Origin of the sequence: Candidatus Pelagibacter sp. Uisw_094 (assembly GCF_047729535.1) — a bacterium.
Classification (GTDB): Bacteria; Pseudomonadota; Alphaproteobacteria; order Pelagibacterales; family Pelagibacteraceae; genus Pelagibacter.
The window spans coordinates 868,567-882,957 of the sequence record NZ_CP159823.1; the positions used below are offsets into that span (position 1 = coordinate 868,567).

General features: G+C 30.5%; 16 protein-coding genes. 5 read left to right on the plus strand and 11 right to left on the minus strand.

The genetic code is table 11. The features are described 5' to 3' along the window. Positions 1–3: 3 nt before the first annotated feature. The 6 genes from ABXT72_RS04820 to ABXT72_RS04845 form a co-directional block, all read right to left on the minus strand. Positions 4–1,623 (minus strand): ABC transporter permease, encoded by a 1,620-nt coding sequence (locus ABXT72_RS04820; protein WP_415277833.1) that lies wholly within the window; start codon positions 1,621–1,623, stop codon positions 4–6. A gap of 141 nt (positions 1,624–1,764) precedes the next feature. Then, the gene (locus ABXT72_RS04825) at positions 1,765–2,271 is read right to left on the minus strand and encodes a peroxiredoxin (protein WP_415277834.1); all 507 of its coding nucleotides are present in this window, start codon (positions 2,269–2,271) and stop codon (positions 1,765–1,767) included. 130 nt (positions 2,272–2,401) lie between these two features. After that, positions 2,402–2,587 carry a hypothetical protein gene (locus ABXT72_RS04830; protein ID WP_415277835.1) on the minus strand — a complete coding sequence of 62 codons (186 nt, stop codon included), beginning with the start codon at positions 2,585–2,587 and terminating at the stop codon, positions 2,402–2,404. Positions 2,588–2,594: 7 nt separating this feature from the next. After that, positions 2,595–3,614 carry an extracellular solute-binding protein gene (locus tag ABXT72_RS04835; protein ID WP_415277836.1) on the minus strand — a complete coding sequence of 340 codons (1,020 nt, stop codon included), beginning with the start codon at positions 3,612–3,614 and terminating at the stop codon, positions 2,595–2,597. Between the two features lie 435 nt (positions 3,615–4,049). Next, complete coding sequence (gene aceA, locus ABXT72_RS04840; protein ID WP_415277837.1) at positions 4,050–5,327, minus strand: isocitrate lyase; 1,278 nt, start codon at positions 5,325–5,327, stop codon at positions 4,050–4,052. Between the two features lie 65 nt (positions 5,328–5,392). Continuing rightward, positions 5,393–5,560 (minus strand): hypothetical protein, encoded by a 168-nt coding sequence (locus tag ABXT72_RS04845; RefSeq protein ID WP_415277838.1) that lies wholly within the window; start codon positions 5,558–5,560, stop codon positions 5,393–5,395. 111 nt (positions 5,561–5,671) lie between these two features. Here ABXT72_RS04845 and ABXT72_RS04850 point away from each other — a divergent pair, with 111 nt between their 5' ends. Then, positions 5,672–7,105, plus strand: a complete 1,434-nt coding sequence (locus tag ABXT72_RS04850) for a helix-turn-helix domain-containing protein (RefSeq protein ID WP_415277839.1) — start codon at positions 5,672–5,674, stop codon at positions 7,103–7,105. On the opposite strand, the gene ABXT72_RS04855 is transcribed toward ABXT72_RS04850, so the two are convergent. From ABXT72_RS04855 to folE, 3 genes are read right to left on the minus strand one after another with little or no spacing between them, the layout of a single operon-like run. Continuing rightward, a complete protein-coding gene (locus tag ABXT72_RS04855; protein ID WP_415277840.1) occupies positions 7,106–7,996 on the minus strand; it encodes a LysR family transcriptional regulator in 891 nt (296 codons plus the stop codon). Then, the gene (locus ABXT72_RS04860) at positions 7,997–8,998 is read right to left on the minus strand and encodes an MDR family oxidoreductase (protein ID WP_415277841.1); all 1,002 of its coding nucleotides are present in this window, start codon (positions 8,996–8,998) and stop codon (positions 7,997–7,999) included. It lies immediately after the preceding gene. 21 nt (positions 8,999–9,019) lie between these two features. Beyond that, positions 9,020–9,628: a GTP cyclohydrolase I FolE gene (gene folE / locus ABXT72_RS04865; RefSeq protein WP_415277842.1), complete on the minus strand. Its 609-nt coding sequence runs from the start codon at positions 9,626–9,628 to the stop codon at positions 9,020–9,022. A gap of 77 nt (positions 9,629–9,705) precedes the next feature. On the opposite strand from folE, the gene hisI reads away from it, so the two are divergent. From hisI to ABXT72_RS04880, 3 genes are all read left to right on the plus strand, one after another. Beyond that, on the plus strand, positions 9,706–10,173 hold the full coding sequence (gene hisI, locus ABXT72_RS04870; protein WP_415277843.1) for a phosphoribosyl-AMP cyclohydrolase: 468 nt from the start codon (positions 9,706–9,708) through the stop codon (positions 10,171–10,173). Next, complete coding sequence (locus ABXT72_RS04875; protein ID WP_271520335.1) at positions 10,173–10,547, plus strand: DUF2237 domain-containing protein; 375 nt, start codon at positions 10,173–10,175, stop codon at positions 10,545–10,547. Before hisI ends, ABXT72_RS04875 begins: the two co-directional genes overlap by 1 nt. A gap of 85 nt (positions 10,548–10,632) precedes the next feature. Further along, complete coding sequence (locus ABXT72_RS04880) at positions 10,633–11,478, plus strand: bile acid:sodium symporter family protein (RefSeq protein WP_415277844.1); 846 nt, start codon at positions 10,633–10,635, stop codon at positions 11,476–11,478. Here the strand turns inward: ABXT72_RS04880 and ABXT72_RS04885 are convergent. After that, on the minus strand, positions 11,475–12,434 hold the full coding sequence (locus ABXT72_RS04885; RefSeq protein WP_415277845.1) for a MarR family transcriptional regulator: 960 nt from the start codon (positions 12,432–12,434) through the stop codon (positions 11,475–11,477). The genes ABXT72_RS04880 and ABXT72_RS04885 overlap by 4 nt on opposite strands. Positions 12,435–12,537: 103 nt before the next feature. On the opposite strand from ABXT72_RS04885, the gene ABXT72_RS04890 reads away from it, so the two are divergent. Continuing rightward, on the plus strand, positions 12,538–12,756 hold the full coding sequence (locus ABXT72_RS04890) for a hypothetical protein (protein ID WP_415277846.1): 219 nt from the start codon (positions 12,538–12,540) through the stop codon (positions 12,754–12,756). Here the strand turns inward: ABXT72_RS04890 and ABXT72_RS04895 are convergent, their stop codons facing one another. Beyond that, a complete protein-coding gene (locus ABXT72_RS04895; protein WP_415277847.1) occupies positions 12,757–14,376 on the minus strand; it encodes an electron transfer flavoprotein-ubiquinone oxidoreductase in 1,620 nt (539 codons plus the stop codon). Positions 14,377–14,391: the final 15 nt, after the last annotated feature.

Sequence of the window (14,391 nt, forward strand, 5' to 3'; positions counted from 1 at the left end):
ATTTTAGTCTTTAAGAATATATTTAGATGTAATTAATATAAAGAAACTTGCAATAATTATAAGAAATAATGATGGGGCTGCTGCGGCCTCTAATAAATCCTGAGAAGCATAGATATATGCCTTTGTTGCAAAAGTTTCAAAATTAAATGGTCTCATAATTAGCGTAATTGGTAACTCTTTAATGATTTCAATGGCTAATAAAATTCCTATCAATAAAATTGAGTTTTTTAGATATGGAACATGTATGTTTTTGAATGTCTTGAATTTAGAATATCCAAGCAGATATGCACCTTCATCAATGGAATAATTAATTTTTAAATATCCTGATTTAATTCCATTGCTTGCTAATGAATAAAATCTAATAAAATATACCAAAACTAGGCCAAGAATAGAGCCTATAAAAATTGGCTTTATACTGTTCATTTCAAATTGACCTAGAATACTGCTGTCAAACCATGAGATAAAGGTAATGAATGCTACAGCTAAAATAATCCCTGGTATTGCATATCCTGATATTGAAAATGTAGTTAGTGCTTCTAAAAATTTACTTTTAGAAACTCTATTCCCATAATTTGAAATAAAAGCTAAGGCAATTAACAAACAGCTAGATAAAATTACTAAAATTATAGTATTTGAAAATAAGTTAATTAGATCCAAATCAGTTAAATGTTTTGGAAATATAATTGTCCAATAAAGCATTTGTAGAACAGGAAATAAAAAACTTATAGAAAAAACTAACATGCAAAAAGAAAATGCTAAAAATGATTTATATCCACTTAAATTGATAACTGATTTAGATTTAAATCCACCCTTAGAAGATGTGTGATACTGGGCTTTTTTTCTTGAAAAATTTTCCAAAATAAACAATCCAAGAATAAAAATTAATAGGTAAAATGATAATCTGTTAGCAAGAGTAAGATCATCAAAAGAAATCCAAGCATTATAAATTCCTGTAGTAAAAGTAGATATGCCAAAAAAAGATACAGATCCGAAATCTGATAAAGTTTCCATTGCAACTAAGGACAGACCAGCAACGATAGCAGGTCTTGCAGAAGGAAGTATTATTTTAAAAAAAGATTTTTTTTTAGAAAAGCCAAGATTTTTTCCAAGTTCTATTAAATTTTGTGACTGATAGTGAAATGATGTTCTGGTTAAAACATAAACATAACCAAATAATGAAAAGGATATTGAAATTATGGCACCCATCATTCCATCAAATTTAGGAATATGAGTATTATAATTCCCTTCTCCAAATAAATTTTTTAAAATTGAAAAAGCTGTTCCATAATTTTCAAAAAAAGCAGTTAAGGAATATGCGTAAATATATGCTGGGACAGCAAAAGATAAGATCAAAGACCATTTAAAAAAATTTACACCTGGAAAATTATAAAATGAAACTAAGTAAGCGCATCCAACACCAATTATAAATGTTAAAAATAAAACACCTATTAAAAGTACTAAGGAATTATAAATGTAATCGTAAAGAAAAGTATTCTTTAAAATTAAACTATAGTTTCCGGTGGTTTCAAAAAAACTACTGAATACAGTTAAAATTGGTGCAGCCACTACTAAAGAAATAAGTAGTGATGATACATACCAAATATTTATTTTTCCAAATCCCATATTTTATATTACCTTAATAATTATTTTTAAGAAACTTCCCTTGTTACCAAGGGAAGTCAATACCAACTCTAAAACCAATTTGAGAGAGAGATTATAGAGCTAATTCTTAAAAATTTCTTATACGCTTTAAGTTTTCAGCTTTTATTGTTTAGACAGATACTCTATGCAGTTTTCTGGCGTTGTTTGTTCATATGGATCAGGATCACTTCCATCATTATTCATACCGTCCTCTTGCCACCATTTTTCAACTATGCCATCATTAATAATCGTACAATATCTCCAGCTTCTTTGACCAAAACCAACATGTTTTTTGTCAACTAACATGCCCAATGCCCTTGTAAAATCAGCATTTCCATCTGGTAATACCTTAACTTTTCTCAATTTTTGTTGATCGGCCCAAGCATTCATCACAAAGCCATCATTAACACTAATACAATAAACTTCATTAATGCCTAAGCCTAACAATTTATCATAATTTTCTTCAAATCCTGGTAACTGTTTTTCAGAACATACTGGTGTAAATGCACCCGGTAATGAAAATAGTATTATTTTTTTACCTTTGAATATTTCATCAGTACTTACATCAACCCACTTTCCAATTTTTCTTGTTTTCAAAACTATATTTGAACATTTTTTTCCTTCTATCATTCTATTCCCGTTGTTTTTTAAGTGTTTGTTTAATTGAATTACTTTCATTTGAATTTTTTAGTGCTCATAGTTAAATTAGGTAGGGTAAATACCTTTTGTAGAGCTATGAGCACAATCATTAAAAAGAAAATTATGTATTAAAAGGAGAGAGGATATGTGCAACCTCTTTATCTTCAATATCTGATAATTTTCTATTATTCATTTTTCTATTGATTTTTTCACACTCTGCTGCACATGGATCACAAGCTTTCAGAGATTGAGACCCATATACGTCAGAAGATTTATCTAAATCAATATTAAATAAATTCTTTTTCACTAACTTATTACTTCCAACTTGCTGCTAACATACACTCTAGTGCCGTAGCTTGTTGTTTTCCATAATTAGCAACTTTAGTTTCTAAATCTTGATTGTATCCAAGACCCATTTGTTTAACTAAAGCATGAGGCTCAACACCATCAATCATTGGATATTCAAATGTATTATTAACTATGTGCTCTTGTGCTTCTTTAGTTAATAAAAACTCAAGTAGTTTTTTTGCATTATCAGGGTTTGGTGAAGTTTTAAGTACTCCTCCTCCACTAATGTTCATGTGAGTTCCTCTATCACCTTGGTTAGGGAAAAAAGGTAAAACATTTTTAGCAGCTGCTTGTTGCTCTGGACCTTTTTTTCCAGATAACATCAAAGCATAATAGTATGTGTTAGCTACTGCTAGATCAGCTTCACCTGCAGCTACAGCTAAAATCTGAGCTCTATCATTTCCTTTAGAGTCTCTAGCCATGTTAGCCACAACACCTTTTGCCCAAGAACAAGTTGCTGCTTTACCATTATTTTTTACTAATGATGCAACAAGAGATTGGTTATAGATATTGTTAGATTTTCTTATAACAACTCTACCTTTCCATTTTGGATCAGCAAGACCTTCGTAAGTCATACCGTTAAGTTCATTTGCGTTTACTCTTTCTGGTGAGTAATACATAATTCTTGCTCTCTTAGCTATTCCAGTCCATTTAGCAGTTCTAAAATTTGCTGGAACTGCAGCTTTAATTGCAGCAGTCATAGAATTTTGGAACATTCCTTTTGCAGCGAAAGCTCCTAATCTTCCTGCGTCAGCAGTAATATAAAGGTCAGCCTTTGAATCAGTACCTTCTTCAGTAATTCTTTTTTGAAGAGCTTTATCTTTACCAGATACAACGTTTACTTTAATTCCAGTTTTGGCTGTAAATTTTTCATAAAGTTGAATATCTGAATCGTAATGTCTTGCACTGAATACATTAACTTCAGCAGCAAACGTCATGTTTGCAAATAAAGCCATGAAAAATGCAATAATTGTAATTTTTTTCATTATTATTTCCTGTTTTTATTGGTTATTTAGTTTGGAATGCTTATTATTAGCATTGCGAATGATTATCAATCGCATTAAATGTCGCAGTTTGTATGGTTTAATTAAGATAATATCAGGATAAGCAAATTACTCACAAAAGACAGGGAGATAACAAAACCTGTAAAAAAATTACAATACATTAAGGTAACTGTGCGATTTCTAATCCTTCTTTTTCTTACAAAGGGCTTATCATCAAGATCTGAAATATCTCTTTCACCAATAACTTTATAATCATAAGTCCAACGCCAAATAGAATTACCAAATCTCTTATCGCTGTTATTATAATAGATAATCCAAGCAACAATATATTGATGAGAAATATAGAAAATGATTAAAAGTATTCCACTTAAGATCATTTAAATATTAGAACATATTTAAAGTTTAAGTAAAGACTAATTAAAACTGTTCAGATTCTGTAGAGCCTGCCATAGCAGTTGTAGAGCTTTTTCCGCTACTTATAGTGTTTGAAACTGCATCAAAATAAGATGTCCCAACTTCTCTTTGGTGTTTAACACTTGTGTATCCATCCTTCTCTCTAGCAAACTCAAGTTCTTGGATTTTCGAATAAGCAGTCATTCCTTCTGTTTTATATTTTTCTGCAAGTTCAAAAACTGCAATATTTTGAGTATGAAATCCAGCAAGGGTAATAAATTGAAACTTATAACCCATCTCACTAATCTTTTGTTGGAATGTTGCAATCTCAGCATCTGATAAATGCTTCTTCCAATTGAACGAGGGAGAGCAATTGTAAGCTAATAATTTACCAGGAAACTTTTCATGAATTGCATCTGCAAACTTTTTTGCTTCCTCAAGATTTGGTGTTGCAGTTTCACACCAGATTAAATCTGAATAAGGTGCGTAGGCTAAACCTCTTGAGATAGCCTGCTCAATTCCATGCTTAACATAATAAAAACCCTCTGGAGATCTTTCACCTGTTAAAAATGGTTTATCATTTTCATCAAAGTCATTGGTAATCAATTTTGCAGCATTAGCATCAGTTCTTGCTAAAATTATTAATGGTACATCTGCAATATCAGCAGCAAGTCTTGCAGCTTTTAAATTTTTAATCATAGTACCAGTTGGAACTAAAACTTTTCCACCCATGTGACCACATTTTTTTTCACTAGCTAATTGATCTTCGAAGTGAACTCCAGCAGCTCCTGCTTTAATGAATTTTTTTGTTAATTCAAAAACATTTAATGGACCACCAAATCCTGCTTCACCATCTGCAATAATTGGTAGCATATAATCTGTTCTATCTTTTGATTGCATATCACCATCGTGTAATTCCATATGCTGAATTTGATCTGCTCTTATTAAAGCATTGTTCATTGATTCGACTAATTTTGGGGCACTATCATATGGGTATAGAGATTGATCGGGATACATTTCACCAGCAGTGTTTGCATCAGCTGCTACTTGCCATCCACTTAAATAAATTGCTTTTAATCCAGCTTTAGCATGTTGAATAGCGTGGTTTCCAGAGAGTGAACCCAATGTATTAATATAATTTTCTGAATTTAATAGATCCCATAATTTTTTAGATTGATGCTTACACATCGAATATTCAATTTTGATAGAACCTCTTAATCGTTCTACTTCTTCTGAAGTGTAGTCTTTTTTAATTCCTAAAAATCTTTTTAAATCGTATGAAACTTTAGCTTCTGAGCTCATAGGTGGGTCTTTCTAGATTATGTATTAAGAAAATTAAATCGTGTATAAATTAACAGTAAGAGGACTTATTTTTTTTCACTAAATTCTTGAGTGAATTCATTCATCCCACTAGAACCCCAATCACAATGATCGTCTCTTAGGTAAATACCTGATTGACTAAATTGATTCTGATTGTTGTTTTCATTAATTTCTCTTTGATTTTCTTGGTTTTTATTTATGTTTTTATCGTTCATGTAAACTTTATAATTTACTAAATTTACAAAATCTAATTAAATCGTTAAAAACCTTGTAAAACATAGAAACTTATTGTAAATTTAAATTTACAAAATTTACAAATAGAGCTTATGAGTCAAATTGATTTAAAAATTGGTCCAAAAATAAAGGCTTTTAGAAGACAGTTAGGACTGCAAGCTAACAAACTTTCAGAAGAACTAGGTATTTCTCCAAGCTATTTAAACTTAATTGAAAGTGGAAAAAGAAAAATAGATGGAGATTTATTACTTAAGGTTTGTGAAAAATTAAATATCCAACTCTCAGACTTAACATCAAAATCAGATGTTAATTTAGAAAATACTATTTCAGAAATTCTAGATGATAAATTATTTGAAGACCTAGATATTCTTGGTCCTGAAGTTAAAGACCTTGTCGGAACAAACCCAAAGATAGGTAGGGCCCTTGTTAGGTTGGGAGATATTCTTAAAAAGAAAGATCACGAACTAATTAATAAAATAGAAAAAATTTCAGGAAAAATAGTTGATAATAGAAAAAACTCTTTTCCTGGTGAGGTAATATCTGACTTTCTTCAAGAACATAAAAACTATTTTCCAAAATTAGAAGAGTTTGCAAATAAAGTTTTTGATAAAATTCAAAAAAATAATAGGACAAGATATATTGCCTTATGTGAATATTTAAATAAAGAATATTCAATTACAGTTAAAGATATTTTACCAGAAGAAGGAAAGCCATTTTCTAAAATCTATAATAAAAATAAAAAAGAACTTCTATTAAGTGATTATAGTTCATTGGAAACAAAAAAACTTCATGCAGCAGCTCAAATTGCACAAGAAGGTGCAATGAAAGATATTGATAATTACCTGTCAAAATTTTCTTTTCCTTCAGAAGAGTCTGAAAAGTTAACTAAGGTTGCTTTATTAAATTATTGTGGTGCTGCAATTTTAATGCCCTACAAACCTTTTCATGCTGAATGTAAAAAATTAAAATATGACTTAGAGTTATTACAAAATACATTTGCAACTTCCTTTGAACAAGTTGCTCACCGTGTAACATGCTTACAAGATCCAAAATTACCTGGAATTCCTTTTCACATGCTAAGAGTTGACATGGCAGGAAATATCTCAAAAAGATTTTCATTATCAGGAATTGATATACCAAGATATGGCGGTGCATGTCCTAGATGGAATGTTTATTCAGCATTCACGCGACCTGGTGTAATTCAAGCAGCTGTTAGTAAAATGACCAATGGTGAAAAATATGTTTGTATTGCAAGAACAGTTGAAAAAGGTGTAGGACGTTTTGGTCAATCAAAAAGTATATTATCAATTGGTCTTGGTTGTGATGCAAAATACGCAAAAGATTTTGTGTACACTGAAAACATTAATGTTAGTGACAAAACAACTGAAATACCTATCGGTGTATCTTGCAGAACTTGTGATAGATTGGATTGTCCACAAAGAGCTTTTCCACCTTTACATAAAAAATTTGATGTGGATATTAATTCTAGAGGTGTTTCAGTTTATGTTAATGATAATTCTAATTAACTAAGACTTCCAATCACCGATTTTACTAAACAAAAAGTTCCTAAAAGCAGTAATTCTTGCAGTATTCTTAAGTGATTGAGGGTAGACAAAGTGAGCCTCTGTTATGGGCCCTTCTGAATTAGGAAGTACTTTTATTACATTGTTTGAATTTGAAACTAAATATTCAGGAAGCGCTGCTAGACCTACACCAGCTTCAACGGCTAAAAGTAAACCCATGACACTATTAACTTTCATTACTGGTTTTCTTTTTTTAGCATCTTTAATTCCAAGTTTTAAAGCCCAATCTGGATCATAGACTGGAGATGGTGCTCCTTTACCAAAAGAAATAAATTTATGTTTATTTAGGTCTGTGATTGTTTTTGGCATTCCATATTTTTCTAAATACTTATTAGATCCATAAATATAATATTTAATATCTACTAATTTTTTTTGAATATAATTAAGCTGCTTAGGTCTTCTCATAAAAATACCTATATCTGCTTGTCTTGTACTTAAGTCTAATTCTTTATCATCAAAAATTAATTCAATTTCAATTTCTGGATTTAAAGTCATAAACTCTTGAATACGAGGTGTTAGCCAGTGAGTACCAAAACTTCTTACTGTTGTAATAGTTAATTTTCCAGTTGGTTTATTTTTTTGATCTCCAAGTGTCGACTCAACTTCTTTTAATTTACTAATTACATCGTGAGCTGTCTTAAATAAATATTCACCATTCTCAGTTAAAGTAAGACCTCTTGCGTGTCTCTCGAAGAGTTGTACTTTAAGATCCAGTTCTAATGATTGAATTTGTCTACTTATTGCAGATTGACTTAAATTTAAGTTTATTGTTGCGTTAGTAAAGCTGCCTGCTTCTGCAACTGCATGGAATATTTTTAATTTATCCCAATCCATCTATTTATTTAAATCTACCAAAACTCTTCCTGAAATTTCACCCTTTAAAATTTTTGGATATGTTTCTAATAATTCGTCTAAACTTACAGTTAAGATTGATTTTTCAAGAACTTCAAAATCAACAAGCTTTGCTGCTTCTGCCCAAATAAATTCTCTTCTTTTAATACTACAATTTGCTGAATCCATTCCCCAAACTTTAATTCCCCTTAGCATGAATGGTAATAAATTTGTATTTAGTTCATTACTATTTGCATTACCACAAACAGCTATAATTCCATTTGATCTAGTTTGAGCTATTGCGTTGGCTAAAATTTTACCTCCTACAGTATCAACAACACCATCCCACAATCCTTTATCAATAGGTCTTGGATCTTTGTCAAAATCAGCTCTATTAACAACATTTTTTGCTCCTAACGATTTTAAATAATCTGTTTTAGAATCTTTTCCTGTAACAGCTGTTACATTGTATCCTAATTTAGTAAGAGCCATTACCGCTACACTTCCTACCCCACCAGTAGCTCCAGTAACTAATACATCATTTACTTTATCGCCTAATAAAATTTCTTCTCTAGCTTGAATAGCAAAAGCACTCATTAAAGATGTAAAACCAGCTGTTCCCAACATCATAGCCTGTTTACTAGTTAGGTTTGAAGGTCTCTTAACTAAAAAATCAGCATTAACTTTTGCAATCTGAGAGTATCCACCAAAAAAAGCTTCTCCAACTCTCCATCCAGTCAAAATTATTTCATCACCAGTTTTAAATTTTTTATTTTCACTTTCAAGAACGGTACCTGAGAAATCTATACCTGGAATATGTGGAAATTCTTTAACAAGACGACCACCATTTTTCAAAATCATTCCATCTTTATAGTTTAAATCTGAATAATCTACTTTAACAGTAACATCACCATGCTTTAAAAATGATTTATCTATTGATTTTACTTCTCGTGTAAAATTTTCACCCTCTTGATTAATAACTAGTGCTTTAAAATTATCTGACATGTTATTTCCTCCTTGCGAGAATTACTTACTAATAAATCTTAAGTATCTATTTTGAATACTAAGATCTTCTTTAAATTGTCCTAAGAAATAATTTGTAACTGTTGTTGCAGTTTCTTTCTTAATACCTCTCATAGTCATGCATTGATGAGTTGAATCGATTGTTACTGCTACACCTTTTGCATCTAAAGATTCCATTATTGTTTTAGCAATTTGCATTGTAAGTCTTTCTTGAGTTTGTAATCTTTTTGAAAAAACTTCAACAACTCTAGCAAGTTTGCTTAATCCCACAACTCTTTCGTTTGGAATGTATGCAACATGTGCAATTCCAATAATTGGAGCCATATGATGTTCGCAATGACTTTGTACAGAGACATTTTTTTGTACAACCATATCATCATAACCTTCAACATCTCCAAAAGTTTTATCTAAAATTTTATTAGGGTCTTCTGAGTATCCATTAAAATATTCTTTGTATGCTTTAACAACTCTTTTTGGAGTTTCTAATAATCCTTCTCTACTAGGATCTTCACCCATCCAAGTTAAAATAGTTTTAAAAGCCTCTTCAGCTTCTTTATCAGAAACTTTTTTGGTATCTAAAATCTTGCTATCTGTTTCTTCAACTAATTTCATAAGGCAAGTTTATACAGTAAATCCTTGTTTTTAAAATATTTAATATATTGTTCAATATGCTACATAATCACCTAGATATGTTTAAAAAAAGAGAAAATATAGTCGAAATTGAAGAGGGAAAACTCCTTTCACCAAAATTTGATAATGACGGGTTAATTCCAGTCATCACAATGTGTTCAAAAACTAAAGATGTTTTGATGCATGGATACATGAATGTTGAGGCTTTTAAAAAAACTATTGAAACTAAAGAGGCTCATTACTTTAGTAGATCTAGACAGCAAATTTGGCACAAAGGTAAAACTAGTGGCTTCACTCAAAAAGTAAAAGAAATTAGAATTGATGATGATCAAGACTCAATCTGGTTAACTGTAGATATTGGTGATGGTTCAAGCTGTCACGTAGGTTATCGATCATGTTTTTATAGATCCATTCCACTTGGTCCAATTGAAAATGGTAGAGAAGTTGAAATGAAATTTGAAGAAAAAGAAAAATCTTTTGACCCTGAAGTTGTTTACAAAGGCCAACCAAATCCTACGAAAATATAATGAGTGATAATCAAAAAAATGTTCTAGGTGAAGATCTAGAAGAATGTTCTAACGATCCTTTAACAGGATGGCACCGTGATGGTTGTTGCAGTACTGATGAAAATGATCACGGCGTTCATACGGTTTGTGCAAAGGTAACAACAGAATTTTTAGAATGGTGTAAAGAAGCTGGCAACGATTTAATAACCCCTCATCCTGAGTTTGGGTTTCCAGGACTAAAAGCTGGAGATGGTTGGTGTGTTTGTGCTAGTTGGTACGCAAGAGCTGTTGATGCTGGCAAAGGTTGTCCTGTTTATTTGAAAAGAACACATGAAAAAACCTTAAAACTAGTTTCTATGGAAAATCTAAAGAAACATGCAATAGATCTTTCATAAAATAGATAATACAACTCTTACTTATTTTTTTATTACATACTATTATTGCTTAAAATAATTTACATTAATTTTAACAATTATTGTTATGGAAATAGTCACAAAAATTGCTCCAATTATTTTAGCTATAATTATGTTGGGACTTGGACTTGGCCTCTCAATTAAAGATTTCACAAGAGTATTAAAATACCCAAAAGATTTTTTTGTAGGATTTATTTGTCAATTAATACTTTTACCAATAGTTGCTTTCTGTATAGCGATAGCACTTAATTTATCAGCACCAATTGCAATTGGTTTAATGATAATAGCTGCAGCTCCAGGGGGAGTGACATCCAATGTGTTAACAAAATTTGCAAACGGTGATGTAGCGCTATCTATCACCTTAACCGCTGTTGTAAGTTTACTTAGTGTTTTATCAGTTCCATTTATAGTTATTACATCGGCAAATTTACTGGATGTTACTATTTTAACTGATATTTCAATGACTGGTATTGCATTGAAAATGGCACTAGTTGTTACAGTACCTGTAATTATTGGAATGATTATTAGAAGTTTTGCAGAAAACTTTATTTCGTCAAAAATTAATATCATTAATAAATTAACGGGTTGGCTATTTGTAGTTGTTTTTGCAGCAATTTGGGTTGAAGAAAAAGATAATATTTTTACTTATTTAGCACAAGCAGGCTTTGCAGTTTTAATTTTAAATGTTGTAATGATGACGTTAGCTTATTTTATTGCTAAAAAATTTGTATCTGGAATTCCTCAACAAAAATGTATTGCATTAGAGTGTGGTTTACAAAACGGGACTTTAGCAGTGTTTGTTGCAACATTAATTTTTGATGATATTGCATATGTAGTTCCAACAGGTGCGTATGCACTATTGATGTATATAACTGGTTTTATCTTTATTTATATTTTAAGAAAATCTAATTAGTTTATAATTTTCAACTGATTAAAAGTTCTAGAAACAAAATTACTTAAAGATAATATATTTTGATCTTGTAATCTTTGAGCTATTTTAAAGCCTTCACCCCTCATGTTAATAGTAATTAAATTCTTTTCATTAATTTGAAGAAGGTCTTTTTTTATCAAACTTTTTAATTTTCTAATAACTGTTGATCTTGGAATTCCTGTTATCTCAGCAAGAGACATTGCGTTAACTCCTCTTTCATCAGACCCTTGAATTGAAATTTGATATTTTTTTCTATCAAATTCCTTTACTCTAAAAATTCTATTCTCAGCTGCATTAATTAAAACTATAACTCCAATGGTAAAAGTTTCTAAGTCTCCAAGTTCTTTTCTCCATCTGTTAGTAAAAATGAATAAGAACTTATAAAATTGATACCAGACAAAAGAAAAGTTTTTTTTAATTAAATCTAAAATTTCTGTAGATTGGTAAGCTATCTTGACAATTTTTTCTTCTTCAAGAATTTTATTAAACTCATACAATACAGTAGTCATATTCTTTAAAGTTAAATTTGCTTGAGATGTAGTAAAAGCTGTTCTAGTTATAAAAATTTTTTTACCCTTTTTTTTAATGACATCTGCTTTTTCTAGTTCTTCAACTTTTCTTCTTACGCTCTCTTTTGGAATTTGAAGATCTTTTGAAATATCACTGATATTAATTTTATCTACTTCTAATGATTTATCCTTATAGAATGTATCATAATCAACTATTAACCCATTTCTTCTAAAGAATATGAAGTCTTTGTTAATTATGTAAATTAAAATTATATATTTATCTATATCTGCATAGTTTTCGTAGGCCCCAATCAGCCAACTATTTATCCATTTGTAATAATGTGGTGCTAATCTACTAAAGTGTTTATCAATTACTTTGAAGATTATTTTTTCATCAATTTGAGATGATATACTTGGTATAGCGTTCATAATTTTTAAAAGACCCAATTTGAACAATCAATATGTAAGAGTTAACCCATTTTGGACATTTGGATTATTTTAATTTCTCATAAAAGATGATTTGTTCATATCTATGAGTACTGAAAAAATAATTACAACAGAAGCTAATGATCTTCCTCCTTTAGAGACCCTTGAAATGAGTGAGGAAGTTTCATCATCTGGAAGAGTGGATATAAATATTCTTCTAAATAGAGCTAGAAAAGAAAAAGAAAAAGAAAATTTAACAAACCTAGTTTTTGTTGGATTAACGCTCTCTCTGATTTTTGTTGTTGGTCTTATTTTATCTTTTTAGCTACATATTTCCATACTTAGGCCCACCACTTCCTTCAGGTGTAACCCAAGTAATGTTTTGAGAAGGTTCTTTAATATCACAAGTTTTACAATGAATACAATTTTGTGAGTTTATAACAAATTTATTTACACCATTTTCATTTTGAACTTCATAAACGCCTGCAGGACAATATCTTTGTGCAGGTTCGTCAAATTTTTCTAATGTATAACTTATCGGTAAGTTTGGATCTTTCAGCTGTAAATGTACAGGTTGATTATCGGTATGATTAGTTCCTGTTAAATAAACTGAACTTGTTTTATCAAATGTAATAACATTATCTGGCTTAGGATAATCAATTTTTGGCATTTCACTTGCTGGTTTTAAAGTTTCATGATCAGCATGCTTGTGTCTTAAGGTAAAAGGTAATTTTCCTCTAAATAATATTTGATCAATTCCAGTATATATTATTCCAAGAATTAAACCCCAGCTAAAACTTGGTTTAACATTTCGGGCAGTATGCAGTTCTTCATAAACCCAACTTTTTTTAAATTTATCTTCATAAATTGATAAATCTTGTTTTTCTTTTAAATGTTCATTTATTGTTTCTGCAGCAATCATTCCACTTTTCATTGCAGTGTGTGATCCTTTAATCTTAGGCATATTTAAAGTTCCTGCATCACAACCAATTAATAAAGCACCAGGCATAAACATTTTAGGTAAACTTTGAATTCCGCCTTCAATTAAAGCACGTGCACCATAAGAAATACGTTTTCCACCTTCAATTATTTTTTTAATTGCAGGATGAGTTTTAAATCTTTGAAATTCATCAAACGGTGAAAGATGTGGGTTTTTGTAATCAAGACCAATTACATAACCTAAAAAAACTTGCTTGTTTTCTGCATGGTAAATAAAGCTTCCACCATAAGTATTATTATCAAGTGGCCAACCTGCCGTATGCATTACCATTCCCTCTTCATGATTTTGTTCACTAATTTCCCAAATTTCTTTAAATCCAATTCCATATTGTTGAGGATCTTTACCTTCTGATAAATTATATTTTTCTATTAATTGTTTTCCAAGATGTCCCCTGCATCCTTCAGCAAAAACGGTAACTTTTCCTAAAAGCTCTATGCCTGGTTCAAAGCCATCTTTTTTATTCCCATTTTTATCAACACCCATATCTTGAGTTGCAACTCCCTTAACTGATCCATCATCATTATATAAAATTTCACTTGCGGGAAATCCTGGAAATATTTCAACACCTAAAGTTTCTGCTTGTTCTGCTAACCATCTACATAGGTTTGCTAAACTGATTATGTAATTATTGTGATTTTGTTGAACTGAAGGCAATAGCCAAGTAGGCCAGCTTAATGATTTTGATTTTCCTAAAAATAAGAATTTTTCTTTAGAAACCTTAGTTTTTATAGGTGAATTAAGTTCTTTCCAGTTTGGTAATAACTCATCTAAAGCTCTAGTTTCAAACACATTACCACTTAAAATATGCGCACCAATCTCTGAGGCTTTTTCAAGTAAACATACATTTAATTCTGGATCTAATTGCTTAAGTTTAATTGCCGTAGATAGTCCTGAAGGACCACCCCCAACGATTACCACATCATAATCCATTGCTTCTCTAGGCATATCTTGAATTTTTAC

Excerpts from the sequence above, each read along its gene's own strand:
- ABXT72_RS04885 (WP_415277845.1), bottom strand. The coding sequence starts at position 12,434 with ATGAACGCTATACCAAGTATATCATCTCAAATTGATGAAAAAATAATC.
- hisI (WP_415277843.1), top strand. The coding sequence starts at position 9,706 with ATGTTTAAAAAAAGAGAAAATATAGTCGAAATTGAAGAGGGAAAACTC.
- ABXT72_RS04860 (WP_415277841.1), bottom strand. The coding sequence starts at position 8,998 with ATGTCAGATAATTTTAAAGCACTAGTTATTAATCAAGAGGGTGAAAAT.
- ABXT72_RS04825 (WP_415277834.1), bottom strand. The coding sequence starts at position 2,271 with ATGATAGAAGGAAAAAAATGTTCAAATATAGTTTTGAAAACAAGAAAA.
- ABXT72_RS04880 (WP_415277844.1), top strand. The coding sequence starts at position 10,633 with ATGGAAATAGTCACAAAAATTGCTCCAATTATTTTAGCTATAATTATG.
- ABXT72_RS04845 (WP_415277838.1), bottom strand. The coding sequence starts at position 5,560 with ATGAACGATAAAAACATAAATAAAAACCAAGAAAATCAAAGAGAAATT.
- ABXT72_RS04890 (WP_415277846.1), top strand. The coding sequence starts at position 12,538 with ATGAGTACTGAAAAAATAATTACAACAGAAGCTAATGATCTTCCTCCT.
- ABXT72_RS04875 (WP_271520335.1), top strand. The coding sequence starts at position 10,173 with ATGAGTGATAATCAAAAAAATGTTCTAGGTGAAGATCTAGAAGAATGT.
- ABXT72_RS04855 (WP_415277840.1), bottom strand. The coding sequence starts at position 7,996 with ATGGATTGGGATAAATTAAAAATATTCCATGCAGTTGCAGAAGCAGGC.
- aceA (WP_415277837.1), bottom strand. The coding sequence starts at position 5,327 with ATGAGCTCAGAAGCTAAAGTTTCATACGATTTAAAAAGATTTTTAGGA.
- ABXT72_RS04895 (WP_415277847.1), bottom strand. The coding sequence starts at position 14,376 with ATGCCTAGAGAAGCAATGGATTATGATGTGGTAATCGTTGGGGGTGGT.
- ABXT72_RS04850 (WP_415277839.1), top strand. The coding sequence starts at position 5,672 with ATGAGTCAAATTGATTTAAAAATTGGTCCAAAAATAAAGGCTTTTAGA.
- folE (WP_415277842.1), bottom strand. The coding sequence starts at position 9,628 with ATGAAATTAGTTGAAGAAACAGATAGCAAGATTTTAGATACCAAAAAA.
- ABXT72_RS04835 (WP_415277836.1), bottom strand. The coding sequence starts at position 3,614 with ATGAAAAAAATTACAATTATTGCATTTTTCATGGCTTTATTTGCAAAC.
- ABXT72_RS04820 (WP_415277833.1), bottom strand. The coding sequence starts at position 1,623 with ATGGGATTTGGAAAAATAAATATTTGGTATGTATCATCACTACTTATT.